The sequence below is a fragment of the Chitinophaga sp. CF418 genome (assembly GCF_900142925.1).
GTDB lineage: Bacteria > Bacteroidota > Bacteroidia > Chitinophagales > Chitinophagaceae > Chitinophaga.
Genome location: NZ_FRCN01000005.1, coordinates 127,708 through 154,569, shown reverse-complemented (window position 1 = coordinate 154,569; position 26,862 = coordinate 127,708). Strand labels below are relative to the sequence as shown.

General features: G+C 42.6%; 27 protein-coding genes and 1 pseudogene. 23 read left to right on the top strand and 5 right to left on the bottom strand.

The features are described from left to right. Positions 1-13: 13 nt before the first annotated feature. Positions 14-991 (bottom strand): AraC family transcriptional regulator, encoded by a 978-nt coding sequence (locus F3I09_RS12955; protein WP_149695453.1) that lies wholly within the window; start codon positions 989-991, stop codon positions 14-16. 85 nt (positions 992-1,076) lie between these two features. On the opposite strand from F3I09_RS12955, the gene F3I09_RS12950 reads away from it, so the two are divergent. The 9 genes and pseudogenes from F3I09_RS12950 to F3I09_RS12910 all read left to right on the top strand — a co-directional run bounded on the left by F3I09_RS12950 (position 1,077) and on the right by F3I09_RS12910 (position 10,525). Beyond that, complete coding sequence (locus tag F3I09_RS12950) at positions 1,077-1,532, top strand: hypothetical protein (RefSeq protein WP_149695452.1); 456 nt, start codon at positions 1,077-1,079, stop codon at positions 1,530-1,532. A 31-nt stretch (positions 1,533-1,563) separates the two neighbouring features. Continuing rightward, positions 1,564-1,689 (top strand): annotated as a pseudogene (locus tag F3I09_RS34750) (helix-turn-helix domain-containing protein); the annotation flags it as partial. Between the two features lie 137 nt (positions 1,690-1,826). Continuing rightward, the gene (locus tag F3I09_RS12940; protein WP_149695451.1) at positions 1,827-2,357 is read left to right on the top strand and encodes a GNAT family N-acetyltransferase; all 531 of its coding nucleotides are present in this window, start codon (positions 1,827-1,829) and stop codon (positions 2,355-2,357) included. A 96-nt stretch (positions 2,358-2,453) separates the two neighbouring features. Continuing rightward, the gene (locus F3I09_RS12935) at positions 2,454-2,645 is read left to right on the top strand and encodes a hypothetical protein (RefSeq protein ID WP_149695450.1); all 192 of its coding nucleotides are present in this window, start codon (positions 2,454-2,456) and stop codon (positions 2,643-2,645) included. Next, complete coding sequence (locus tag F3I09_RS12930; RefSeq protein ID WP_149695449.1) at positions 2,646-3,224, top strand: RNA polymerase sigma-70 factor; 579 nt, start codon at positions 2,646-2,648, stop codon at positions 3,222-3,224. It abuts the gene before it with no gap. A gap of 51 nt (positions 3,225-3,275) precedes the next feature. Further along, complete coding sequence (locus F3I09_RS12925) at positions 3,276-4,394, top strand: FecR family protein (protein WP_149695448.1); 1,119 nt, start codon at positions 3,276-3,278, stop codon at positions 4,392-4,394. A 334-nt stretch (positions 4,395-4,728) separates the two neighbouring features. Beyond that, on the top strand, positions 4,729-7,989 hold the full coding sequence (locus F3I09_RS12920) for a SusC/RagA family TonB-linked outer membrane protein (protein WP_188133790.1): 3,261 nt from the start codon (positions 4,729-4,731) through the stop codon (positions 7,987-7,989). Between the two features lie 20 nt (positions 7,990-8,009). After that, positions 8,010-9,413: a RagB/SusD family nutrient uptake outer membrane protein gene (locus F3I09_RS12915; RefSeq protein WP_188133789.1), complete on the top strand. Its 1,404-nt coding sequence runs from the start codon at positions 8,010-8,012 to the stop codon at positions 9,411-9,413. Continuing rightward, a complete protein-coding gene (locus tag F3I09_RS12910) occupies positions 9,413-10,525 on the top strand; it encodes a TlpA disulfide reductase family protein (RefSeq protein WP_149695445.1) in 1,113 nt (370 codons plus the stop codon). The genes F3I09_RS12915 and F3I09_RS12910 overlap by 1 nt, the downstream gene beginning before the upstream one ends. Before the next feature lie 458 nt (positions 10,526-10,983). Here the strand turns inward: F3I09_RS12910 and F3I09_RS12905 are convergent, their stop codons facing one another. From F3I09_RS12905 to F3I09_RS12895, 3 genes are all read right to left on the bottom strand, one after another. After that, entirely contained in the window at positions 10,984-11,424 is a 441-nt protein-coding gene (locus F3I09_RS12905; RefSeq protein WP_149695444.1) for a nuclear transport factor 2 family protein, read from the bottom strand. A gap of 76 nt (positions 11,425-11,500) precedes the next feature. Then, positions 11,501-12,544 (bottom strand): NADP-dependent oxidoreductase, encoded by a 1,044-nt coding sequence (locus tag F3I09_RS12900; RefSeq protein ID WP_223233225.1) that lies wholly within the window; start codon positions 12,542-12,544, stop codon positions 11,501-11,503. A 148-nt stretch (positions 12,545-12,692) separates the two neighbouring features. Continuing rightward, positions 12,693-13,598: an AraC family transcriptional regulator gene (locus F3I09_RS12895; RefSeq protein ID WP_149695443.1), complete on the bottom strand. Its 906-nt coding sequence runs from the start codon at positions 13,596-13,598 to the stop codon at positions 12,693-12,695. A gap of 278 nt (positions 13,599-13,876) precedes the next feature. Here F3I09_RS12895 and F3I09_RS12890 point away from each other — a divergent pair, with 278 nt between their 5' ends. From F3I09_RS12890 to F3I09_RS12850, 9 genes are all read left to right on the top strand, one after another. After that, complete coding sequence (locus tag F3I09_RS12890; RefSeq protein WP_149695442.1) at positions 13,877-14,437, top strand: NIF family HAD-type phosphatase; 561 nt, start codon at positions 13,877-13,879, stop codon at positions 14,435-14,437. Between the two features lie 90 nt (positions 14,438-14,527). After that, positions 14,528-14,923, top strand: a complete 396-nt coding sequence (locus F3I09_RS12885; protein ID WP_149695441.1) for a hypothetical protein — start codon at positions 14,528-14,530, stop codon at positions 14,921-14,923. A gap of 180 nt (positions 14,924-15,103) precedes the next feature. Further along, positions 15,104-16,132 (top strand): sensor histidine kinase, encoded by a 1,029-nt coding sequence (locus tag F3I09_RS12880; protein ID WP_149695440.1) that lies wholly within the window; start codon positions 15,104-15,106, stop codon positions 16,130-16,132. Next, positions 16,129-16,842 (top strand): LytTR family DNA-binding domain-containing protein, encoded by a 714-nt coding sequence (locus F3I09_RS12875; protein WP_149695439.1) that lies wholly within the window; start codon positions 16,129-16,131, stop codon positions 16,840-16,842. Before F3I09_RS12880 ends, F3I09_RS12875 begins: the two co-directional genes overlap by 4 nt. Positions 16,843-16,954: 112 nt before the next feature. Continuing rightward, positions 16,955-17,446 carry a lipocalin-like domain-containing protein gene (locus F3I09_RS12870; RefSeq protein ID WP_149695438.1) on the top strand — a complete coding sequence of 164 codons (492 nt, stop codon included), beginning with the start codon at positions 16,955-16,957 and terminating at the stop codon, positions 17,444-17,446. 81 nt (positions 17,447-17,527) lie between these two features. Next, a complete protein-coding gene (locus F3I09_RS12865) occupies positions 17,528-18,400 on the top strand; it encodes an alpha/beta hydrolase (protein ID WP_149695437.1) in 873 nt (290 codons plus the stop codon). Between the two features lie 8 nt (positions 18,401-18,408). Beyond that, on the top strand, positions 18,409-18,891 hold the full coding sequence (locus F3I09_RS12860; protein WP_149695436.1) for a GNAT family N-acetyltransferase: 483 nt from the start codon (positions 18,409-18,411) through the stop codon (positions 18,889-18,891). Between the two features lie 396 nt (positions 18,892-19,287). Then, positions 19,288-20,055, top strand: coding sequence for an SDR family NAD(P)-dependent oxidoreductase (locus F3I09_RS12855; protein ID WP_149695435.1), 768 nt, complete (start codon positions 19,288-19,290; stop codon positions 20,053-20,055). A gap of 153 nt (positions 20,056-20,208) precedes the next feature. Next, complete coding sequence (locus tag F3I09_RS12850) at positions 20,209-21,102, top strand: AraC family transcriptional regulator (RefSeq protein ID WP_149695434.1); 894 nt, start codon at positions 20,209-20,211, stop codon at positions 21,100-21,102. Between the two features lie 213 nt (positions 21,103-21,315). On the opposite strand, the gene F3I09_RS12845 is transcribed toward F3I09_RS12850, so the two are convergent. Then, positions 21,316-22,071: an NADPH-dependent F420 reductase gene (locus tag F3I09_RS12845; RefSeq protein WP_149695433.1), complete on the bottom strand. Its 756-nt coding sequence runs from the start codon at positions 22,069-22,071 to the stop codon at positions 21,316-21,318. 133 nt (positions 22,072-22,204) lie between these two features. Here F3I09_RS12845 and F3I09_RS12840 point away from each other — a divergent pair, with 133 nt between their 5' ends. The 5 genes from F3I09_RS12840 (at position 22,205) to F3I09_RS12820 (ending at position 26,621) form a co-directional block, all read left to right on the top strand. Beyond that, positions 22,205-22,555 (top strand): helix-turn-helix domain-containing protein, encoded by a 351-nt coding sequence (locus F3I09_RS12840; RefSeq protein ID WP_149695432.1) that lies wholly within the window; start codon positions 22,205-22,207, stop codon positions 22,553-22,555. A 624-nt stretch (positions 22,556-23,179) separates the two neighbouring features. Continuing rightward, on the top strand, positions 23,180-24,214 hold the full coding sequence (locus tag F3I09_RS12835) for an NAD-dependent epimerase/dehydratase family protein (RefSeq protein ID WP_149695431.1): 1,035 nt from the start codon (positions 23,180-23,182) through the stop codon (positions 24,212-24,214). A gap of 23 nt (positions 24,215-24,237) precedes the next feature. Further along, positions 24,238-25,080 carry an AraC family transcriptional regulator gene (locus tag F3I09_RS12830; RefSeq protein WP_149695430.1) on the top strand — a complete coding sequence of 281 codons (843 nt, stop codon included), beginning with the start codon at positions 24,238-24,240 and terminating at the stop codon, positions 25,078-25,080. Positions 25,081-25,402: 322 nt separating this feature from the next. Beyond that, complete coding sequence (locus tag F3I09_RS12825; RefSeq protein ID WP_149695429.1) at positions 25,403-25,996, top strand: hypothetical protein; 594 nt, start codon at positions 25,403-25,405, stop codon at positions 25,994-25,996. A 151-nt stretch (positions 25,997-26,147) separates the two neighbouring features. Beyond that, positions 26,148-26,621, top strand: a complete 474-nt coding sequence (locus F3I09_RS12820) for a group II truncated hemoglobin (protein WP_149695428.1) — start codon at positions 26,148-26,150, stop codon at positions 26,619-26,621. Positions 26,622-26,862 lie beyond the last annotated feature (241 nt).

Sequence of the window (26,862 nt, the reverse complement as noted above, 5' to 3'; positions counted from 1 at the left end):
AAGAGGGTGGTGACTACATCCTTTCCTCTCTGGGAGAATACCCGAACTTTTTCTTAAACGCAGCACTGAAATGTTGTACAGACGAATATCCCAGCATGTTTGCAATTTCCGTCACAGACTTATTAGGATCGGATAAGTGATCCCGGGACAATTCCAGGCGCTTTTCGGCCAGATAGCCGAACACGGTAGTCCGGAACATTTCTTTAAATCCACGCTTCAGCTTATATTCATTCAGGCCTGCAACCCGGGCCAGTTCCGACAGGCTGGGCGGATTGTCTATGTGTTGTAGTATGTACTCTCTGGCATATTGGATACAGTCCTTATCATGATCAGTGCGGGCCACTGCTTTTCTGGGACGGCAGTTAAACGCTTCCGCCTGTAAAACCAGTATTTCAATAGCTTTGGAGAGCAGGAACATCTTCTTGATACCCTCCTGGTACTTGCAGTTCAGGATGGCATCTATAGCTTGTTGCATTGGCAGATCAATGGGAAGATGCTGTTCTGAGATCAGCACCGGCTTTCCTGATATTACCTTTTCAGAAAATCGTTTCAGGGTATCATTAGCGTTTTCCGTTAATTTCAGAAAACTATCGCGTGGAAACTGAATCTGGAATTGAGAAGCATACAAATGCTCATTAGTAATGGTACCGGCGTTGCCGTTGCTGTACAATATGTTGTGCTGATTATGTCCAAAGGCAAGTGGTTGCTCATGCTGATCGGAATTAAGTAACAGCTTACCGCGGAGGTTGAAATGCATCTGTACAATATCCAGGTCAGACTGGAATGCCATATCAGAACGGGCTTTATAATGCCAGTTGGTATGTATCATATGAATTCCGTCAAAGTGCCAATGCGATAGCACGGCATCGGCGAAAGGGAGCGCTACACGGTTGGTCGTCTCTATGAGGCTGGGGCTATTGAAATCATGATCAGATACATTACTGTTACGGAGTATCTGGTTGGTGGCAATGTGCTTTATCTCAAATGGCATGTGTTCCTCAGATATAAATTTAACTCCCTTAAATGTAAATAAAATTCCGGGAACCGGCTCAACTTCGCATCAAAACAAGAACGCTATGAATATGTTCCTTTTGAGTTTACTGATGCACATTACAGGATTAACATTAGCCGCAGGAACAACCTTTATCGGCTATTTAATGAACCGCCGCTTCTGGAAATTTTATGTAACCGATAAGGCCAAAGCATTAACAGTGATGGAATTGGGAGCCAGGCTACCCAGGATCATTGGCATCGGCATGGGTTTATTAGTGCTTTCCGGTTTTTTTATGATGTACCTCACAAAGGGTGTTTTTGCAGAACAGCTATGGTTCAGGATAAAAGTAATACTCGTGTTGCTGGGTATTGGCGGTGGCTTTGTCGCCAGATCACTGGATAAAAAGATGAATGCGCTGATAGCTGCAGATAACAGTTTGGGCATAGACAGTCTGAAACGGCAAATGATGTTGTTCTATCTGGTGCAGCTGCTCTTATTCTTCAGCATTTTTGTACTGGGGGTGTTCAAGTTTAATTAGTCGCCTGCAAACGGATGTCGTACATAGCATTTCAACTACTTTGTCTGTAGGCGAAATTGCATACGAATTGGGATTTGAACATTCGCAATCGTTCAGTAAGTTATTCAAAACAAAAACCAAACTTTCGCCTCTGCAGTTCCGGCAATCATTTGGTTGACCACTTGGAGTGATTGAGTAATACCAAAAGAAACCTGGCTTCTTTAAAATTGGACTGTCTTTTTTTTGAAAATTGGACTATAAAGGGATGCCAATCATTAAATACTTTTGCTCCAAAAAAACTAATCTTTAGGGAATATGGAACATGTCAGTATTAGAAGAACCTCCGCAGAGGATATTGAACATCTGAGGCAGATCGGGAAAGATACCTTTTTTGAAACCTTTGGGCATAGCAATACGGAGGCCGACATGAAAAAGTATCTGGACGAAAACTTCAGCCCGGAGAAGGTCAGCGCAGAGTTGAGCAATCCGGATTCTCAGTTTTTCATTGCGTGGGAGGGCGATACTCCCATCGGATACCTGAAGTTAAATACAGGCAAAGCACAGACTGAACCACAGGAAGACAGTGCTATTGAAATAGAACGTATCTATGTACTTGGTGCCTATCATGGTAAGAAAATAGGACAACTTTTATACGAAAAAGCCCTGGAGGTAGCTCAGATTCAAAACAAATCGTTCATATGGCTGGGTGTATGGGAAGAAAATCCAAGAGCAATAAGGTTTTACGAAAAGAATGGATTTGTTGCTTTCAGCAAGCATATCTTTAAACTTGGGGAGGATGAGCAGGTGGATGTTATGATGAAGAAGGTGTTATCACCTGACATCTAAAATTAAAGAACATCAGACAAGTTTTATTATTTAACTTTCGTTCCGAGGTATCAGTGATAAATGGGTAATAAGGTAAAGTAATTACAACGAGCCACTATGAACATCCCACAGCTCATTCTGGTGTTTATCGAAAACCAAACAGTAGCCAGCCCAATGTTACTGCCCTTTCGCTACACCAAAGGGGATGAATGGGAAAGGTTTCAGCACTTGGGGCAACAATGGTTTTTATATGACGGCAGCCCGAATCTAAGCTTCCAAAAGTTCCCCTTTTTTTTTACTTTTGATTAAATGGGGGTCTTAATACATGCCAATGATAGGGAGCTGATTGTCATGCTACAGGCAGGCGACAATGCCGCGTTTACTGAACTTTACAATAGGTATAAAAAGCCCCTGGTCATACATGGTTATAAGAAAACCGGCGACCTTGAGGATGCGAAGGAGATTGTACAGGAGGTGTTTTCTACCCTATGGAGCCAACATGAGCAGCTTCCTCCCATTCAGCATGTATCTGCTTACCTATATGCGATGGTCCGCAATAAAGTATTGAATTATATAGAACATAAGCAGGTGGAGGCCCGATATGCCCTTAATTTTCAAAACTTTATAGATGAGGGACACAATATGTCCGACATTCAGGTCCGGGAAAAGGAGTTACAGCAAATAGTTGATAAGGAGATTGCCGCGCTCCCACCCAAAATGCGGGAGGTATTCATGCTGAGCCGAAAGGAACACCTTACTCACAAAGAAATAGCCGACCGGCTCAATATCTCCGAGTTTACTGTGAAAAACCATATCAAAAGTGCATTAAAGATCCTGCGTTTGAAGATCGGGTTATGTGTCCTGATCGCTTTGCATTATTTTTTTTAAAAATTTTCATTCCCACTAGCCCTTCCCCCTTTTTATACTGTCATACATTATATGGGAGTATCATTTAAAGAACTGCTACATAAATATAATGCCGGGGAATGCACCCCGGAGGAGAAAGCAATCGTTGAATCATGGTATGACCAGCTGGAATTGCCAGATCTGAAGGCGCTTACAGAAGAACAGTTACTTGAAACAGAACTACTTATCCCTCGTTTACCAGCCAAACAGCGGAACCGCCGGCCATGGATGTCCGTGGCGGCGGCTGTAGCTGTACTGGTATTGGCAGGGGGATATTTTGTATACCATTCCGGAAATACCCAGAAACATCAACCGGTAGCGGTGATGCAGAATGATGCCCTTCCGGGGTCTAATAAGGCCGTGCTTACACTGGCCAATGGCCAGCACATCATACTGGAGGAGGCAAGGGAAGGGGAGCTGGCACAGCAGGGAAGTACAATTATTAAGAAAAATGCCGATGGCGAGCTGAATTATACCGGCGGGGAAGTGCAGGATGAAGATGCCCTCCCTTTGATCAATACTGTAAGTACACCCCGGGGAGGAAAACATCACCTGGTACTGGCAGATGGAACACAAGTGTGGTTAAATGCTGCCTCTTCTGTTACTTACCCGGTGATTTTCAACAGCCAGGAACGGAAAGTGGAAATTACGGGGGAAGCGTATTTTGAAGTAGCACAACATGCCGATCAGCCATTCATGGTTGTTTGTAAGGGACAAAGAATCGATGTGCTGGGAACAAATTTTAACGTAAACGCTTATCCGGATGAACCGGTGATTAAAACTACCTTATTACAGGGAGCTGTTCGTGTAACAGCCGATGGGGGCGAAAGTGCCGTATTGAAGCCTGGGCAGCAGGCAGTTTTGAACAGTCTGCAACATGTCAAGATAAGCGCTGTAGACCCTGAAGTGGCTATTGACTGGAAGGAGGGCGATTTTATATTTAAGAACGAGACCCTGCCGGATATTATGCGAAAAGTATCCAGGTGGTATGATGTGGATGTGGATTATGGGCACTATAGCCATAGTACGCTGACTTTTAGCGGGGAGGTATCCCGGGCACGGAACCTGTCGGTCGTACTAAAAATGCTGGAAACTACTGCGGCGGTAAAATTTACAGTGAAGAACAACCATATTACTATAGCTGACCGATAGGATTGTAATTAATCATTAACCAACCATAATAATTTATCAACCAATACATTAAAAGCTATGATGGTAATGCAATAATCACCTACACCTCTTTGGAAAGGCTGAGCCAAAATAAGTAACCGGAAGCGGTGGAACACTTCCGGTTATGATTTGCGCTTAGCTACTGATACCGGTGTGGCCGGTCTCAGACTAAACATTATTCATTAAAAATTATTCGCGTTGCATGCACCGCTTCGTGGGCAAGGCTGCTTTGCGAAATAACTCAACCAAAATTATGAATTTTTGTCCTGAAAAATCAGGCAGGTGGACAACCTGCGCATTAATGTCCTTGCGCATTATGAAATTAATCGTACTCATTCTTACTTCAATCGGCATTGTGCAGGCCAGCGCTACGGGCTATGCACAAAAGGTCACGCTTAGTATGGAGAAGACACCGCTGTCCCAGGTATTTAAGGAGATCAGGAAACAGACGGGGTATGACTTCTTTTATACCGATGATATGCTGAATACCAGCAAACCGGTGACTATCCATGTGAAAGATCTTGAGCTCCCGGCAGTACTTAATAAGTGCCTGGTAAATCAACCGCTTGCCTACAGCATTGAGAATAATATTATTCTGATCCATGCTAAACCCATCACCAGCGAACCGGCCCCTCCCAGGATGGTGACGGGTATGGTGATGGATGAGCACAATAATTACCTTCCCGGGGTAACTATAAAGGTGAAAGGGGATCTCCAACGGGTGACCCTGACCAATGAAAAAGGGAGTTTTACAATCATCATTCCCGATGAGAAGGCCGTTCTGCAGTTTTCTTCTGTGGGATTTGTGAGCCGGGAAGTACCTGTAACCGGTAGCACCGGGCCCTTGAAGGTAGTTTTGAGAGCGGATATAGGAGATCTGGACCAGGTGCAGGTCATTGCTTATGGCTCGACCACCAAACGGTTTAATACAGGGGATGTAACGACCATAACAGCTAAAGATATTGCGAAGAATCCTGTCAACAATGTGCTGGAAGCATTACAGGGAAAGATACCTGGGTTATTCATTCAGCAGGTAACCGGCCAGCCGGGAGGTGCTTTTTCACTCCGGTTGCGGAATGCGGCCAACTTTAGCTCGACAGCGCCTCCGCCGCTGATAGTAGTAGACGGTGTGACCTATCCGGGAGCGAAGCTGCCTATGGAAACAAATACACTTTATGGCACCGGCAACTTTTTACAGGGAGGTAATGGTCTGAATTTCCTGAACCCTAATGATATTGAGAGCATCAGTGTGCTGAAGGATGCCGATGCGACGTCTCTGTATGGGGCAGAAGGTGCTTATGGCGTAGTACTCATTACTACTAAAAAAGCAAAGCCTGGACCAGCTACACTAAATGTGAACGTATATGATGGTGTTTCGATGTTAGGACAGCACGTAAAGCCGATGCATACTGCACAGTACCTCATGCTTCGCCGGGAGGCACTGAAGAATGATGGTAGCACTGTAGGGGACGGAGACCCCGATCTGAACGGAACTTACCCTCTGGACAGAGATAATGATTATCAAAAGGAGATGCTGGGGAGTCTGGCGCAAACAGCCAATTTAAATGTCACTTATGGAGGCGGCACACAAACTACCAGCTATATGGTAAGCGGTAGTCTCCGTAAGACCGGGAACATCCAAATACATAAAGGCTCAATGGTGGATGGTTCTATGCACTTTTCCATCAATACTAATACAAAGGATAACAAATTCAGTTATGCAGTTTCAGGTTCTTATCTTTCCAATGTGAATGATATGGTGCCGATCGACTTTTCATCTGTAGCCGTATTCACGCCACCCAATGCACCTTCACCTTTCCTTCCTGATGGAAGTGTGAACTGGGATAGTCCGAACAATGCGGTTGCCGCAGATATAAACCGTACTTACCGTAATGTGACCAATAACTTACTCGGTAACACGAACCTCAGCTACCGGCCTTTCAAACATGTTGCTTTACGGATAAACCTGGGGTACAGCAATATCAACGGTCAGCAATTAATGGGATATCCTACTACTGCCATGCCTCCAACAAAGGTGGATGCCGCAGCCAATACGTATAGTAGCTTTCACCATTTTCAAACACGTAATGTGACCCTTGAGCCTTATGCGGAGTATAATAATAACTTCTGGCAAAAAGGGGAGTTCAGCTTTAAGGTCGGCGGAAAGCTTGATAACAATCTCAGTACTGTCGATGAGATCTCTGGTAAAGGTTTTCCCTCTGATGCTTTGCTCAGCAATCCTTCCGTAGCTACAACAGTGTCGACCGTTTATCGACAGACACCTTACCGGGATATCGGTATGTATGCAATCATGAAATACATCTGGGACCAGAAATATATCATTAACCTCAATGGAAGACGGGATGGATCTACCCGTTTTGGCCCCGGTAAAAAGTTTGGCACTTTCGGATCTGTGGCTGCTGCCTGGATTTTCAGTGAAGAGCCCTTTATCAAATATAACCTGCTGTTCCTGAGTTATGGAAAGCTCCGTGCCAGTACAGGTATTATAGGTGGAGATGCTGTGGGTGATTTTGCATATCTGAGTAAGTATGTAGCAGGATCAGGTACTTATTCGGGAAAGACAACCCTCAGTCCGGGTAGTTTGGCGAACCCTGATCTCAGCTGGGAACATAACAGGAATACTGAAGTAGGGCTGGAACTGGGCTTCTTTAAAGACAGGGTGCACGTGGAAGGGAATTATTACCGGAATATTGCTTCAAATCAGTTGATCAGTATACCACTGTCCACGGTGACTGGTTTTGGTGGCTTTCCTGTGAATACAGATGCAGTGATCCGCACCAGCGGATGGGAAATGAGCGTAGGGACCAACAATATCCGGAAAAAGAATTTTAGCTGGACCACGCGATTTAATATGTCTATCCCAACCAGTAAGCTGGTGAAGCTCCCTACTTACCGGAATCTGGGAATTAACTATGTACTTGATAAACCGGTTACCGGTATCAAGGTGTTTAACTATGCCGGTGTAAACCCGGAAACGGGATATTTCAGTTATATCAATGCCAAAGGGGAGAAGGCCGATTATCAGGCCATGGAATTGTCGGATGCAGATAAGACCCAGTTTATTGATCTGGCGCCTAAGTATTATGGAGGGATCGAAAATACATTTACATACAAACGTCTGTCACTGGATTTCTCTTTCGTTTTTACCAAGCGGACGGCGATGAATGGATTGGCACAGAACGGATTTGCGGTAGGTTATGCTGGTTTGAACGGCCCGACTTACTGGCTGGACCGCTGGCAAAAGCCGGGGGATATTACTGACGTTCCGCGTATGAGCGCCACAATAATGAACCTGATCAACTTCTCACAAGTATATGTGAACAGTTCCGGAGCCTATAGTGATGCCACTTATGCCAGGCTGCAAAACGCAAGTATCCGGTATAGTTTCGCCAGCACGGTAGTTTCAAAATTACATGTGAAGGAGCTCTCGATGTATGTGCAGGCACAGAACCTGTTCACCATTTCTAACCTTGGAGGGCTTGATCCTGAGAACCTGAGCCTGTCGGTAATACCACCGATGAGGGTGATCACCGCAGGTTTAAATGTATCCTTCTAAACTAATTAATTGAGATGAAAATGAAAATCAGCATTATAAAATTACTCGCTTTATCCCTGCTATTCGCCAGTTGCCAAAAATACCTGGATAATGGCCAGTTGCCTGCAGGCACGATTGGGGGGGCAGACGCATATATATCAGATAATTCAATATCAGCAATTGTGACCGGCTCCCTGGCGGCGTTAAGTGACGCCGGACCTAATGATTTTCCGGAGCTTACCAGTCTGTATACAGACGAATTATTGCCCATGCCTAATACATCGGCGAATAATAAAATCCACATGTGTTATGCAGATGCTATTTCACCTGCTACCGTCAATTACTGGTCATCTACCTATAGTAAGATCTATGCTTTAAATCTGGCGATAGAAGGGATTAATGCAACAAATGCCCAATTGTATTTTAAAAGCCAGTGGTTGGGAGAATGTTATTTTTTACGGGCATTCAATTATTATTATCTGACTAATTTGTATGGAGATGTAGCGCTGGCCTTGACTTCCGATTTTAATGTAACCAATAAGCTATCGCGTACACCACAAAGCGATGTGTACCAGCAGATCATTAGTGATCTGAAGACGGCGGCGTCCTTGTTGTCAGCCACTTACAGGGATGGTTATGGGTCGGTAACATCAGACAGGGCCCGTCCAAACCGGCGTGCAGCGCAGGCCCTGCTGGCAAAGATGTACCTGGCTACAGGAGAATGGCAGCATGCGGCAGATATGGCAGACTCGGTGATTGCTGACAATGATACCTACAAGCTGGTAGGACTGGCCGATGTATTCTTAAAAAATAGTCAGGAAACTATCTGGTCCATGGCCATGATAGACGATAGGGCGGCAAGTGAATTCGAGCTCTATAACAACTCGATGCCGGCTACAGTGACCACCGATCCTGTGTCTACTTACCTGGTACAGGTACAGTTAACGGGTGATCTGCTGAACAGCTTTGAGCCTGGTGATGGACGATATACGAACTGGGTGAGGGCCACTACATATACTGGCATCACACCTGCTGCCACCTATTATTTTCCTAACAAATACAAATCAGTGGCCAATGGTGCTGAGCGGTCTATGATACTGCGACTGGCAGATATTTACCTGGTAAGAGCAGAGGCAAGGACAGCGCTGAAAAACCTGAGTGGAGCACAGGAAGATATTAACGTAGTCAGGAGTCGCGCAGGATTATCAAATACCTCCGCTTCCACTGAAACAGACCTGTTGGTGGCCATTGCACAGGAGCGCCGGGTAGAACTGTTCACTGAAATGGGAAACCGCTTTTCTGACCTGAGACGCACGGGCAAGCTGGATGCTGCCATGCTTGCTGTTAAAGGTAATAGTATATGGGCTTCTTATAAACAATTCTGGCCTATACCACCGACGGAAATCACTTATAATTCTAATCTTACTCAAACTTTTGGATACTAATGATGAAAGAATATATTATCGCAGGCCTGGCGCTTTTATTTACAGGTCGTGCAGCCGCACAAAACCATTATACAATACAAGGGCAGCTCAGTAAAATGCAGAAGCCTGCGAAGGCATATCTGATCTATTCAATGGGCTGGTCGAACGAGCGGATATTGGATTCTGCTGTGCTGTCGGGTGGCAAATTTACTTTCAAAGGAGTTGTCACAGATCCGGAGAAGGTAGGTATTGTGATCGGCGAAAGCCAGAATGCGATCACTTTTTACCTGGAACCGGGAGTGATCAGTATTAAAGGTACAAGTTCACTAAAGGATGCCGTGGTGAAGGGAGGTAAGATCAATGCACAATATGCTGCCTATTACAAGGAGGTACTGGCATCGGGTGATGCGCTTTCATTGCAGCTGGACGAAAGTTATAGGAAGGCTACTACCGGAAAGACGGTTGATAGTGCGTTTATTCTTTCTTTGTATGATAAAGCAAAGCAGATGATGAAGGAGCGGGATACTTTGAAATATGCTTATATCCTGCATCATCCCGATTCCTATATAAGTCTTGAGACCTTGATAGAGCTGGCTGGCGAGCTACCTGTTACACAGACTGCATCATTATTTAAGCAACTGTCTCCGGAGGTCAGAAATACTGCTGCCGGGAAAAGACTGGTAAATGACTTGTTTGATACTGGTCCGACGTCAATCGGGTCTATAGCGCCTGATTTTACAGAAAATGATGTGAACGGACAACCAGTACGTTTATCCGATTTCAGGGGAAAATATGTACTGCTGGATTTCTGGGCATCCTGGTGTGGCCCCTGCCGGGCGGAGAATCCCAATGTTGTTAAAGTGTATAATAAGTATAAGGACCGGAACTTTACTGTGCTGGGGGTATCGTTAGATCAGGCAGGTAAAAGGGATGCCTGGCTGGCAGCGATACAGCATGATGGACTGACCTGGACGCAGGTTTCGGATCTGAATTACTGGAATAGTGCGGCTGCTAAATTGTATAATATAAAAGGAATACCTCAAAACTTCCTGATTGATCCTTCCGGGAAGATAGTAGGGAAGAACCTAAGAGGAGAGGCGTTGGAAAGTGAAGTGGCGAGGCTTATTCAATAGTTATTGTTTAAAGAGGCTGTATTGTAATTGTAATACAGCCTCTATTTCTATTTGCTTGTGTCCTTACTGATTCTTATTCTTCAACGAAAATGCCTCACTTTTGTGAGGCATTTTCCTAGTTTAGTATCTTAAATATCATTTTGTTTTTAACAGTTCAATGGGAAATGGGTGTTCTTTTAGTCTTCGTTTAGCCTGTTCTATTTTTTTTATAATAAAAGGACTATTTCGCACAGCTTCCTCGGAAACAGTCAACTTTCCTACTACCGTTTTTTCCCTTTTATCAAGAAATTTGGAAAATTTTGTAGACATACTTTTTCCCTTTTAAAGGTTTCGTTTGTTATATAAGGATACTTTTCTTTTTTCATCGTGACAGCAAAAGTAGGTTGTGGATCGCTAGTCTGTTGCTACTTTGCACAAAATCACTTTTAGTTTTTAATAGAAGACATAAACCATATAAATCATTGATAGACTTCCCGCTTTTCCTGCCAGTCGAAACTCCCTATTCTCTTAGCGATCAGCCAGCGGTTATTCTCACGGATGAAATCATCCTGGTAAGTAGCGCCGATAGTAGTTTTCATTTTTTTACCGTTCTCAATACCGATCAATGTAACGAGGCAATAAGACGTTCCGGTAGCATTATCACCATTTATAGTCACCGTCTGCTGACCATTTAAATGGTAAACGGTTTCAAAGTCTTTAAGGAAATTTCCAAACGCTTCTTCCATTTCTTTCCTGCCTTTCAGTTTTAAAACTGACACACCTCCGGCAAAAGTTTCTGATATTGCATTTTCAGAAAATAGTTGTACCTGGGAGTGTACATCCTTCTTATCCGCCAGGATGGAAACGGCATCAACGAGGTCTTTGAGGGAGGCCCTATCCGCTAATTCTTTAATATCCATGTTTGTACTTTTGTTTGATAATATCTGATTCTAAAGAACACGCCCCAGAGGAGCGTGCTCTTTGAAATTTTCACCCTCATGCGACTGTGAGCACGATCTTGCCCTGGATGTGCCCTTGGGCAGCTCGTTCGTGCGCCTTTTGAGCTTCAGCAAGTGGAAATGTACTATCGATGGCCACGCGAATTGTCCCGGCATCGAGCAAGCGTCCGATTTCCGCGAGCTGTGAACCGTTTGAGCGCACCTGGGTCATGGAGACTGTGATGCCTCGCTTCGCAGCCTCCTCAGCGTCGGAGAAGCCTAAGAACACCGGGAACAACGCGCCGCCAGGCTTGAGTGTGCGCAGGAAACGACCGGTGGTGGGGCCGCCAAGGGTATCAACAACGAGATCATTATCATGCGCGACATCCTCGGGAGCGTTCTTTTTGTAGTCGATGAATTCGTCAATGCCGAGTTCGCGCAGGAACGACTCATGCTTGCCTGATGCCACCGCTATGACGTGCGCCCCCTTCCATTTTGCCAGCTGCACCGCTAAGTGTCCCACGCCACCCGCTGCACCATTGACGAGTACCGTCTTGCCGTTAAGTGGCACCGGGCGATGCCTCTCTGGTTGAAGAGGGTTCTGTACATCATGCCCCAGCTCGATCAGGAACTGCCATGCAGTGAGAACTGCCATAGGCGCTGCCGCGGCCTGCACGTGGTTGATGCCGGCTGGCTTGTGCGCGAAGTCTGATGCCGGTGCAGCTACGTATTCTGCATAAGCAGCGCTATCCCCGAAGCTGGGAAAGCGAACCATGCCGAAAACTTCATCGCCGGCAGAAAAGCCCTGTACGTCCGGTGCGACGGCCTCGATGACGCCCGATATGTCCGTTCCCGGAATGATAGGGAAGGAGGGCTGTGGTCTCCATTCTGGAGGAAGCATTTTATATCCGTCGCGCAGGTACCAGTCGGGAGGATTGATACCCACCGCGTGAACACGAACGAGTACTTCACCTGGCTTTAGTTCAGGAAGCGGTGCATTCTCATAACGTAATACTTCCGGACCACCAAACTCGTGCAGCCGGATCGCCTTCATCACCGAAGCACGTTCAATCGTATCTACGTTGTTTTCAGTTTGTTTCATTTTATTGTACTATTTGTATTGTAATTTTTAATCAAAAAGATTCAGGCATGCTGTGCCCTGACAGCTGCTGCACTGAGTAGCCTTACATATTTTTTTTCCTTAAAAGTTCATCAGATCTGCGACGAATAGGGATGGAGTATACAGGTGGTCAATTAAAGGACTTCCTGAAGACTGTCGGAGAAAGATTGGTGTATCGCTTAAATAATTTGTTAAAAGACTGTGGATGCTCAAAACCCAATTGGTAAGCAATTTCGGCGATAGTCAGCCGGGTCGTACTTAGGACCACTTTAGCCTCTTCAATTAACCGGTCATGTATATGCTGCTGTGCGCTTTGCCCGGTCAATGACTTGAGCATATCTGTCAGGTATCTTGGTGACACCTGAAGATGCTTAGCCGCTTCAAGTACTGTCGGTATGCCGCCCTGCTGGTCTGCAAAGCGAGCTGACAGATAGGTGTCCATCTGACTGATTAAATCATGATGAATTGCTTTGCGGGTAAGGAATTGGCGGTTGTAAAAGCGATTACTATAATTAAGCAGCAGTTCGATCTGGGAAACCAGCACATCCTGGCTAAAAGCATCAATATTATTATCCAACTCGGCGGCAATGTTTTCAAATAAGCCGGCGATTATTTTTTTCTCTTTTTCGGAAAGGAACAGTGCTTCATTCACGGCATACGAGAAGAAGCCATACTGATGAATATTTTTTCCCAGCTGATAATTCCGGATCAGATCGGCATGAAAGAACAGGTTGTAACCCTGATAGCAGTTTTGATCGTTGGACATCGTTATCAGTTGATTGGGCGCTAAAAAAGCCAGGCCGCCTTCCTCAAAGTCATAATAGTCTTGTCCATATTTTACCTGGCCTCTGAAGTCCTTCTTAAAAGTAACTTTATAAAAATTGATCAGGAAATTATGTACGGCATTTTTAGGGCTGCCCTTGTGTTTATCATAATTCACTAAGGCAACCAGCGGATGCAGCGGTTCCGGCATATTTATCTCTCTCATCAACTCAGAGATACTTTTATAAATGACAGGAGGCGGTGTAGCTTTCATGACTTAGGCTTTGTTTTCCAATACAAAGATCCGTAAAGACGGCCATTTAAAGTTAGCCTAATTTGTCAAAAGTGTAGCCGAAATCCCCCGGGCAGCAATTTTGATGACATAAAGCATCAAAAAGGGTAGAGAAGTATTACTACTCAGCCCTTTCAGGTTGGGAGGACTGAATTGTGTGCATACTTAAATTATCATTTAAGTATATTTGTAGCTGTGATATTTGGATGACCTTTGAATGCTGGTGCTGCTAGTGAATGAATTGCAAATCTTTTAACGCCATGCCGGAAAAATCAGATAAACTCTTATTACTTGACCTTGATGAAACATTGATACATGCTAGCCCTGTCCCTCTGGCTGTTGCTCCTGATTTTAAATTTGATTTATTTCACGTTTATAGGCGTCCCGGGCTTGACCGGTTTCTTATAAATATATCCCAACATTTTACATTGGGCGTGTGGAGTTCTGCAAGCAATGAATATGTAGAGGAGATTGTTAAAATGATAACACCAGATACAGTAGAATGGTTCATGATATGGGGTAAAAGCAGGTGCACCATAAAACGGGATTATAATTTAGATACTTATTATTTTGAAAAGCGGTTGGACAAAGTAAAAAAGAAAGGTTTTAAGCTGGAGCAGATCATTATTGTTGATGATTCACCGGAAAAATCGAGGAGCAATTATGGAAACGCCGTGTATATTGAACCATTTGAAGGAAATAGAAGCGATAATGAACTTGTATATTTGTATGATTATCTTTTAACTTTGAAGGATGTAAGCAATATACGAACCATCGAAAAAAGGGGCTGGAGGTACCGAATGACTGAGCAGCCCGAATAAACAAGATTTACATATCGACGCCCCGATCATTATTTTCACCTGCAAAAGCCCTTATCGGAGAATTGTACTTTATGTAATGTGAACACAAACATGGCAAAGAAAAGAAAAACACTAAGCAAAGATTTTAAAGAACTATTGAACAAGGGAAATCTTCAGGAACTAAAAGAGGTATTTAATAAATGTGAGCTTGATGCTCGTGGAGGATATAGTAAGCAAACCGCCCTGGCATATGACAATTGTCCTCATGAATTAGCAGTATGGTTGGTTGAACAAGGTGCAGATTTACAAGCCACTGACACTTGGGGAAATACACCTCTTCACAATCGATCTCGTAGTATATTTGGCAATATAAGAAGCTTGTTAGAATTAGGTGCTGATATACATGATAAAAGTAGTTCTATCGGCACGCCTCTCCATGCCGCAGCAGATTCTCATAATGTTGAAAATACAGCACTGATGCTTCCATCCGTAGAATATAAACGATAAATCTGAATAGTGATGAAATACCGGTTATAGGACTAACTTCATCGGGTATGCCGCATCAGAATGAAGAGAAGCGGCTGTATAACCTTGTAAAATGAGGAATACGAGGCTTTGGTTTAGCTTTTTACCAGGTTTATTGAAGGGAGAGAAAAAGAGTCAAAAATCAGCTAACTTAGCCAACCGATGTCACTTAAACCGTTCTCCGAAAAGTTTCGTTTGATGTGTTTGCATTACCTGGTGTGGGCATCAATCGGGATCATCAGTTTCTTTTCCATGTTGCAGGCAGACGGAGCCGCGCGATCGGCGCTATCCGCATGTAATAGTTGTGGTTTTTATGCACTTATCGTATATGGAAATATTAACTTCCTGTATCCCCGTTTCTATCAAAAGAAAAAGTATCTCCCTTATTTACTGGGTTCAATAGTCTTGTTGGTAATAGCAGGGATTGGGCGCGGTTATTTATCCTTGTATATACGCAATAACGCTTTTGCTGCTGCCCCCCACAGGCTGGATGCCTGGTCTCACATTACCTTTTTGCTTTCCGTGACGACTGTCTTTATCCTCAGCTTTGTCTTCCGGCTGGCGATGGCCTATTTTACATTAAAACAACAGTCGGAAAAAATATTATTGCAACAAAGCCAGTTTGAATTAAGATTGCTGAAGGCGCAGGTGCAGCCGCACTTTCTATTCAACACGCTGAACGCTATGTATTATGAGGCGTTTATGGAAGCCCCGCGAACCGCACTCCTCATCGAACGCCTTTCGGACATTATGCGCTATTTTGTTGATCAAAGCACCAATGAATATGTTCAACTGGCGACAGAGATTCAATTCCTTGACAACTACATTGCTTTGGAGAAAATGCGGATACAACCTGAGCCGGAAATCATATTTCAACGCAGTATTGACGACCAGCGAAAAATTCCTCCTATGTTGCTGATGACCTTTGTAGAAAATATCTTTAAGCATGGGATAGATAAGATCTCGGGAAGCAATAATATATACATATCGCTGTATGAACAAGAGCAGTATCTTGTTTTTCAGACCAGGAATTATCTGAACAGGCATGCTGATCCCATGCAGATGCAGGGGCTTGGATTAAAAAATCTGCGTCAACGCCTGACGATCCTTTATGGAAAGGATTTTGACCTGTATACGACCGAAGAAAATGAGGAGTATTTTGTTGCCAGTTTAAAATTTCCGCTCACATGATACTACGTTGTATGATAGTTGATGATGAACCCAAAGCAGTTAGCCTGCTGGAAGTACTCATTGGCCAGGCTACCGGCTGGCAACTGGTCGCAAAATGTTACAGCGGCCTGGAGGCGATTGCCTTTTTAAAAAATAACGAGATTGACCTTGTGTTTATGGATATTAACATGCCCCTGGTTAATGGTATGGACCTGGCAGCATTATTATCTCCGGATATAGGGATTGTATTTACAACTGCGTATAGCGAATACGCTGCCGAAAGCTATTCTTACCATACTATTGACTATTTGCTTAAGCCAATTACCCTTAAGCGTTTCCTGGCGGCTGTACGCAAAACCGAAGAGCATTTCAAAGCACACCGGATAACAGCAAAGGAAGAAAATGGAATTGCGGGTGATGAGTATTTTTTTGTGAAATCAGGCAAAGAGCATCGAAAGATCCTGTTGAACGATATCCTTTTTTTTGAAAGTCAGAAGGAATATGTACAGGTAGTAACCCCATCTTTTAGCCTTCTTACTTACAGGCGCCTCAAAGACATAGAAGCTCAACTGCCAACGGGCTTTATAAGGGTTCATCAATCCTTTATAGTGAATATGCGTCAAATAATGAGGATACAGGACAATCATATACATATTGGCGAAATAAGAATACCCGTCGGAGAAAAATTCCGGGACAGCCTGATGGAGCTTATTCGCAAACGGACTTTTTGAGTATATACTCCGGAGTGTGTTGAGGAAAAGTATACATTGGTTGAATATAGTTTCCCAGGCAAATCCTAAGCTGCAGATTTGTTGCCAATTACATCAATCGTAAAACTATTTTATGAAAAAAACATTATTGAATGGCATTCTCTGTATTGTGATTGTTATTATTGGTAAACCTGCGCTAGCCCAATCGAATCTGCTTGTCGGTTCCTGGCGTTTGATTGCTGCAGACAAGATTTTGCCGGATGGCAAACGGGTAGCTGATTATGGGAATGTACCACATGGCATAGCCATCTTCACCACAGATGGTCACTACGTGGTGGAAATATTCGGGACTGAACGCACGAAATTTACATCAGTCGAACGCGCCAAAGGCACACCAGAAGAATACAAGAATGCAGTTTTAAGCCAAAGTTGTCATTTCGGCACTTATAGTATAGATAACATCAAAGGTACTGTCACCTTCAATATCGACCGCGCTACCTACCCTAATCAGGATCAAACTTTGCAAGTCCGTCCTTTTACACTAAAAGGAGATACACTGAGCTGGCGGGTACCGGCCCGTACGGATGGATCTATTCCTGTATCAGTCTTCAGGCGCATACAATAATGACTGTGTACATCCAAAATTATTTCACTAATTTACCAAACGTGTACTAGTAGGTCAATTTGGAAATTTAAACAAGCGTATATGGCTAACACACAGTTGCGTTACCCTTTTGTTAAAAGCCTGGCAATATTGTTCCTGTTTTTTTCAATTCAGGTAAAAGCACAAAAAACAATGCCAGGTGATGTAGTTATAATTGCTTCGAAAATATTGCATGAAAACCGAACGGTATATATACATTATCCAAAGCCTGATAGCAGTGACATAAATAAACAGTTTCCTGTTTTATATTTAATGGATGGAGAAAGCCATTTTGATATGCTTGCCCAGTATGCTGATTACCTTGGCCGCTGGGACGTTAAAGCAATACCTCAGATGATTGTGGTAGGCATTACCAATACTAAACGTACGAGGGACCTTACGCCAACAGTGAGTATCATCAATTATTTTGGAAAGCCTGATACAAGTGCAACATCATGGATGAAGCCAAGCGGTGGCAATGAGGCATTTTTACAATTTATACGGGATGAACTGATACCGTACATTGATGCAAATTATAAAACACAATCCTATAGAATATTGGCCGGCCATTCATTTGGGGGTATTGCTTCAATCAACTGTTTACTTACTCAACCGGATATGTTTGATGCATATATTGCTATTAGTCCTTCATTTTGGTGGGACGGGGAATATGTATTAAAGCTGGCTGATAGAACATTACAAAAGGGGACGGTACTGAACAAAACACTTTTTTACAGCGATGCAAGTGAAGGTATAAGCGATTCAAGTACTTTTCATACCAACCTGTTGAGATTTGATTCTTTAATATCAGTCAAAAAAATAAAAGGGCTTGTACACACCTACAAATATTATCCTGCAGAAACACATATGACGGAACCTGTAAGCGCTTATTATGATGCATTAAGATTTATTTTTAAAGACTGGAAAGAAAATTAATAAAAGAAATGATAAACGATAGTGAAATAATATTGCGAAAGACAGAAATTACTGATTTAGATTTCTTCTTTATTTTTCAGCTTGACAAGGACGCAAACTATTTAGCTGCTTTCACATCAAAAGATCCAACAGACAAAGCAGCATATCTTCAGAAATATACAAGACTGTTGGATGACCAGACTATAAATATGCAGACAATAATTGTGGACAACAATATTGTTGGAAGTATCGCAAAGTTTGAAATGGAGGGTGAAGCCGAAATTACATATTGGATTGACAAAAAAAAATGGGGTAAGGGTGTTGCAACAGGAGCACTTAGGGAGTTTTTAAAAAGGGAAAATAGTAGACCCATTTTCGGGCGGGTTGCGTTTGATAATTTTGGTTCACAGAAAGTGTTAGAGAAATGCAATTTTGTGAAGATCGGTACAGACAAAGGTTTTGCCAATGCCAGACAGGCAGAAATTGAAGAATTTATTTATAAGCTGACTTAAAAAGAGGTATTCGGAATTTTATGCAGGCAAAAGAGCGCGGAAGGCGTGCTTATCCACCATGCTTTCTACGGCGACCTGAATATCCGTTGCAATAACAGTCATATCAACCCCTGAATAAGGCACTCACAATTAAAACCAGTAGGATAAAAGATAGCAATATTCGGATTGCATCCTTTTAATTGAAAATTTATTTTAGCAAAAAAGTTATCAGGTAACATAAGTATCACAGAATATATCCATTGTATAAATGTTTGATAAGATTGTAAATTATTACAGAATTGAAAAAGCCATTAGCTATTAAAAAGATGTTATCTGTAAAAAGTATAAGTCTTCCCATTAAAAGTATAAGTGATCGGTAGGAGTTTAGAAGAGCTTTGTGTCATTAAATTATTTATTATGAACACAAAAACTCAAAAATCAAAGATCGCTTTAGTAACCGGAGGAAGCCGGGGCATTGGAAAGAGCATCGCCCTTAACCTGGGAAAGCGCGGGATTGGCGTTATTCTCACCTATAACAATAGTCCGGAAAAAGGGGAAGCAGTGGCTGATGAAATCAACAAGGGGGGTGGAAAGGCCGTTGCCTTGCAATTGGATTCAGCAAAAGTGGCATCATTCAGCGATTTCGCTGGTCAGGTTGAGCTGGTCCTTAAGAAGGAATGGAACCGCGAAAACTTCGATTATTTGGTAAATAATGCCGGAATTGCGCAACGAACGCTTATTAATGATACGACGGAAGATGTTTTTGACCAGCTTGTAAATGTGAACTTCAAAGGTGTATTTTTTCTCACGCAAAAGTTAATTCCTTTAATTATCGACGGTGGCCAGATCATTAACATATCTTCGGCACTTGCACGGTTCGCATTTCCTGGTGTTGCAGTTTATGGCTCACTGAAAGCTGCGTTGGAAGGATTAACAAGGTACTTCGCAAAAGAATATTCATCCCGAAAAATTCGTGTCAATACAGTTGCGCCTGGAGCAATTGACACTGAATTCGGTGGAGGAAAGGGCGACGAAAATCACCGTCAACAGATTGCCAGCATGACGGCGCTTGGACGTCTTGGCGAAGCTGAGGATGTTGGCCTTTTTGTGGCATCACTTCTTTCAGACGACAGTCGCTTTGTGAATGCACAACGCATTGAGGTAGGCGGCGGGATTGTAATCTGACAAGTTGTGGGGGCAAACCTTGCTAATACCAAACCAGATGGCTAAGGACATGGCATTAAAAGCATGTCTTTGGCCTTAATTTACGGCAAGGTTGGTTTAAAAAAGTACTAACTTGATCTAATAATTTCCCAGAAAAAGAAAATAGCAACGGTAATGAAATATATAGACATCAAATCAATTGCTGAATTACATGATTTCTTTCATTACGAGAAACCATTGCATCCCCTGATTTCCGTTGTTGATCTGGCGAAAGTAGACCGTTCTCACAGAAAGTCTGATGTTTCATACCGGTTAAATCTGTATTCTGCTGCCTGCAAAAAAATAAAGGGAATTTTCAAGTATGGACATACCACCTACGACTTTACCGAAGGTACGCTTATGTTTACATCGCCATATCAGGTTTTAACTCCGGGTCTTGAAAACGAGGTGGAAGGTTGGGGGCTTTATATCCATCCTGATTTTTTGAATGCCAGCGCCAGGGGAGCTAAAATAACCGGGTTTTCATTTTTTGGATATGACACTAATGAAGCGTTGCATATCTCCGATAGCGAAAAGAATATTCTAAGAGGTTGTATTGAGAATATTCAGCGGGAAATCTCTATAAATCTCGATAATCATTCTTATGATCTTATCCTGAGTAACCTGGAATTGCTCTTTGCTTATTGCTCTCGCTTTTATGATCGTCAGTTTTTAACGAGGGTAAAAGCCAGTAATGATATTGTGCAGCAATTTGACAGGTTGTTAACCGATCATTTTGCCCAGGAGTCTCTTATAGAGGAAGGCATACCGGATGTAAAATATTTTGCTTCAAAGCTAAATTTATCTGCAAATTATTTATCCGATCTATTAAATAAATATACAGGTAAAACAACACAGGAGCACATGCATCTAAAATTAGTTGACAAAGCAAAATCTCTATTATGGAGCACTGAAAAATCAATTAGTGAAATTGCTTATGACCTCGGCTTTGAGCACCCCTCTCACTTTACCAAACTGTTTAAAAATAAAACTGGTTTTTCACCCCGGCAGTTTAGAAATTTAAATTGATCAACCATGTAAGTAAAAGCCAGGCACCAGTATGTCTCAATCAGACATTTAAATACCCACCAAGTAGGACTATCTTCAAGTGGAGGCCTCTTGAAGAGCCAACCATTTCACATTTGATAATAAAGAGTAGAAAGAAACAATATCAACTCAAAACATTCACCGGCTTGATGAATGTTCGAAAATAGATGGCATTAAGTTTTGTACCGTTGGTATTTATAGGCCCTTGGGATTTTTAGGGAACAATGAGCGGTTTAGCGCTAATATCTCTTCATGAGAAGGTTGTGTAGTATGTTCCATAAGTTTACTGATCGCCAGGTCCCTCAGATCGGCAGCGTTTTCTTTAATGCCATCGGCAAGCGCTTCTTTAAGTTCCGTTACATTCAGTTCAGTACAATATGCAGGCGTACCAGGCTGATGCCTCCATGATTGAGAAAGACTTCCCGCATCAACAGCATCAAAACCGGCATCATTGATCAGGTCAGATACAATCATTTTAGCCTTGTCATCATCGCCAGACACAGCCATCGCAATTCGCCCTTCTGCCCCTTCAGGTTTACTTCCATATTCAAGGCTGTGAGCTAGCAGATTGTTGAAAGCTTTAATTAAAGGGCGTCCCAGGGTTTCAGCAACCCATATACTTTCCACTTTACCATTCTTTAGTGCTTCTATCTTGGCATCACGGAACGGATAATAGTTAGAAGTATCAACCACGATTACATTATCTGGAACATCTGCGAACAAATCTTTCGGTAAATCAGGAATGGCCTTTGTAGGAATGGATACAATAACAACATCAACATTGCTTACGACCTCGTTAATTGTAGAAGGTGAGGCACCCAGTTCCTGAGCTCTTTTTTTTAGACTATCGTATTCGCCGGCGCTATGCACCTTTACCTCATGACCGGCTGCAACCAATTTTTTAGCGATTGTACCACCGATTGCACCGGTACCTATTATTCCAATTTTCATTTCTTTCTATTTTTAAGAATAAAAAATTATTACCCTCTTACTGGTACTTCTTACTTTGCAAAACTAGAACATATTGCTTTCCTTTGTATAGCACTTTCCCGAAGGAAAGTGAAAAATTTTAAAATGAAGAGCTATGGCTACAAAGAATGCATATTGTGATTGCCTTGAAACGATAAAGCCTGTGCGAGATGCACTGGATGTGATAAGCGGTAAATGGAAATTACCTATTATCATTTCTGTGGGAGTTGGTAATGCGAGGTTTACTGATATACAAGACAGTATTCCCGGAATAACCCCAAAAGTTTTGGCTAAAGAACTTAAAGAACTGGAACAACACAAACTGGTGAAGAGAATAATTACAGATGGTTACCCAGTTAGGATCTCGTACAAATTAGAAGTCTATGCAGATACATTAACGCCCATCATCTATTCCTTAAAGGATTGGGGAGTGAACCACCGCAAAAAAATTATTCAAAAGGAATGATGTCATTGCCTTAGAGCGATTGCACTGTCCATGTAGCTAAAAAACCTTGATTTTATTAAATGCATAAACGAAGTATCATTCGATGAAGTCGGGACTCGATCCTTTGTAGTGGCCATTTCGTAAACCCAGCCAGAGATGAATCGTAAAAATCAACCCCTGTCAAATGACATAAAATGATGCCATTTGCCGCTTTCGAAAAATCCTATGTTATGAATTCGGCCTCTCGTAAACAGTTTATTCTTCGAGACCCGTTGGCAACGTTAATCCATATAATATTTCGTCACGATCATAATTCTTTAAGAAAAAAGATCGATATACTGCAGGAGCATGGAACAGCTTACATGCCTTTGATCATTGACGTCAAATGATATTACCATGCCTTTACGGGATAACCACCATTTACAAAACTTTCTTTAAGAATAGCAAGCACATCGAACAGGCTATTCCATGAATTTGATATTATTAAGCGTGTTCTTGTAGCTCATTTTTTTTCATGGAAATCTGGAATTTGAATAGTTTTCTCAATAATCGTTATTGTTAATACGCGACTTTTTAGCAAAGTAAAAAAGACTTTACAACAAAGCACATCGGGCTTCCTCGTGGTAATTTTGTTTAAAAGAATTTATGGAAAATTTAAAAGTTTCGGAAACCGTGCTGGTAACTGGTGGCTCCGGTTTTATTGCCAGTTATTGCATCATCGCTTTACTGAGCAAAGGGTATAAAGTCAAGGCCAGCCTGCGGTCGCTAAACCGGGTAGCTGATGTAAAACAAATGTTGTCTGTTGGTGGCATTCAGGATTTTGATAATCTATCTTTTGTTCAGGCGGATCTGTCGCATGAAAGAGGATGGAAAGAAGCAGCAGAGGGTTGTTCCTATATCATCCATCCGGCCTCACCTACACCTAACCCGGCAGCTAAACATGAAGATGAATTTATTATACCTGCAGTAAACGGGGTATTGTTCGTACTGCGTGCAGCAAAAGCAGCCGGTGTGAAACGTGTGGTGCTTACTTCTGCCTTTGGTGCAATAGGTATTGGCACCAATAAAAAATCACCTTATACTGAAGAAGATTGGTCTGACCTGACCCAGGATTTGCCGGCTTACCAGAAATCAAAGACCTTGTCGGAGAAAGCAGCGTGGGAGTATATTGCTGGTGAAGGCAAAGGGCTTGAACTTGCTGTCGTTAACCCGGTGGCAGTGCTCGGGCCGGTATTGGGAGCGGATTATTCGCACTCCATACAAATGATACACGGAATGCTGAAGGGAACCATCAAAGGGCTACCCAACATCCGGTTTCCTTATGTGGATGTGCGCGACGTTGCTGACCTGCACCTCAGGGCAATGATACAACTTGCAGCAAATGGACAACGTTTCCTGGCTACATCAGGCAAAGCCATTTCAATGTTGGATATTGCGGGTATTATGCGTGCAGGCCTGGGAGTCCAGGCAGCCAAAGTACCAAAAAAGGAATTGCTGGGCTGGCTGATCCGCCTCATTGCCCTGTTCAATCCAAAGGTTAAGCTGGTTGTTCCACATTTGGGAATAGTTAAGGAAGCGAGCCATGAGAAGGCCAGCCAATTGCTTGGGTGGCAGCCCCGGAGTAATAAGGATGCCGTTTTGGCTACCGCCCAAAGCCTGGTTGATCTGGGATTAGTATAATTTTGCCTGATTAAACAATATTCATGGACAAGCAGCAACCAGGAGGAGGGACAACAAAAGGACGGGTCTTCGTTTCCTGTAAACACGAGAAACATTACAGCAGGGAACTGGTACTGGATCAGCATGCATTGGTTTACATTTTTGCAGGAACGCTGGAAATTACCTATGCAGATAGGTCCTTTCGTTTTGGGCCAGGTGCCGTCGTGATTATCCCAAACAACGAATTAGGGCGCTTGTTAAAGATGCCTGCTAATGATGAACCTTTCCGTTCTGTATCTCTTTTGTTTCCTATGGAAACGTTGCAAAGGTTTTATCGATCACGGCCGTTCAACCAGGCTGATGGGAAATGGGTTGGTCACATGGAAGTGAACCGGCATCCCCTATTGGAGAGTTTCTTCCAATCGCTGATGCCTTATTTCAATTTACAGGACGAATTGCTGCCTGACCTGGCGGAGATCAAGATTAACGAATGCCTTACTTTGCTAGATAACTTCGATCCGCGCATCAGGCGTATACTAGCTGCATTACATGAGCCTGGAAAAGTAGACCTGGCGGAGTTTATGGAACGGAATTTCATGTTTAATCTGTCGTTGGAAAAATTCAGTTACCTGACGGGACGCAGCCTGACCACATTCAAAAAGGATTTCAAAAACATTTTTCACACCACGCCCGGGCGTTGGCTGATAAAAAAACGGTTGGAGAGAGCACACTATCTGATCGTGATTCAAAAGCAAAAACCTGTTGATGTATATATCGATGCGGGATTTGAGAACCTGGCCCATTTCTCCGCTGCCTTTAAAAAGCAATTTGGCTGTAACGCTTCGCAGATAACTCACCTGACAATTAACGACAGTTCAAATGAATAATGAGTTTCGTTAGAATGGATAGCCCGCCGCAATTCATTCATGAGAATTTTCAAGAAAACTTCGAACCCAAAAGGGCCTTCAAGTCGTTAGATTTGAAGGCCCTCGTAAATTTTGGTCGGGATGGCTGGACGATTGTCGAACCTATTAATAATCGATTTGATAGACTTTCAATGGTTTATACATATCGGAGTTGAAATATAACATATGATTTAGTATAAGCCGGCATGATAGTTTTGGCAGTAATTCTTTATTGAAAAAAGGAATTAACGTATTATCGTGGTTGATATATTGAAGTCGAAAGGAGGATATTTAATTATAATAGATGACAGCGGAAGAATTTAAAATGTTTTGGATTTCCAATTACCCGGAAACTGTACCGATATCACATTATTTCAAACATGACTATTCCGACAGGTGGTTTAGGATTCATAGTTTGCCAGAGTCGAAGCGATATGCGGACAATGACGGGGAATGGAGCATTCTGCTTCATAGACAAAATCAAATAATTACCGACCTTTTAGGCGAAAACTCAAATTTTCTTTTGGTTACCGGTGAGTATACGATGGAAGGCTATACAGAATTACATCCCCTGGCAGAAGTTGGTTCTCTTGCGCAAATGCCTTTTATTTCGCTTACAAAAATGGATCTTAATAAATTAAGCCCGGGTGAATATGACCCAGGTGCGTTTTACCACCCGATGTTTAGCGTGCAAATTTGGGTGCCGAAAAAATTTGACAATATACTCAGAGAAATTGCATATGATAACCTACGTACATTTTTCATTTCAATAGAAAAAGAACTGATGATTGCACCTTACGACGGCGGTATTGATTTCATATTAAAAAACAGCGAAACAAGAGATTTCTATAAGAGAAAATATAGTAGTTGGATTTCTTCAAGACAAGACGGTTTTTAACATACTGGCACCAACGAACAAAATTGAAATTTTTTACTAAAGCATGTTCTTATTCACAGTTGAGGACAGATTTATGATGAGAGGGACCCGTTGGCCGCAAGCAGTTTGACAGTTAACAAAGTTACAACCTATAAAACAGACAATTTCTATTATGAGCAATGAACGAAAAAACAATGAAACACTTTACGAACACGCAGGTGGTTGGAATGCAATATATAAACACGTTGAAATATTCTACCTCTCATGTCTTGCAGATCCAATCTTGCAACCATTATTTGGACATGAAGAGCAACCGGGGCATATAGAAAAATTTACAGCTTTCACTGCTGAAACATTCGGCGGACCAGACAGATTTACAAAAGAAATGGGAGGATTCATGCATTTGATAGATGTACACAGGGGATTCAAAATTACAGAGGAACAACGGCAACGTTTTGTAGATTTATACATGGATGCTGCTGATAAAGCAGGACTTCCCGCAGACAAACCATTTCGTGACGCACTTAAATCCCATGTTGACTTTGGCTCACATGTCGCAAAACAAAACTCAAACGCTAATTCAGACTTAGAATTGCACCCGTTAAGGGAAGTTCCGAAATGGAATTGGCATACTGACGACAAATAATAGATAACCTGGCGCTAACAAATCCAAAGACTTGAAGGCCATTTCACTTGATTGTTTTGAAGATCTTAAAAATGCCAGCGCTAAATATAGTGACTACAATGGAAAAATTAAATATGAAATTTTTCATTCTCCTATTGCTTGTATCTGGACACGTGGCGGAAGTTGGTATTACTCACAGGAAGAGAGATTTACTCCTACATTCCGGTATGGTTACTACACATCAATTACAGACTCCAGTATT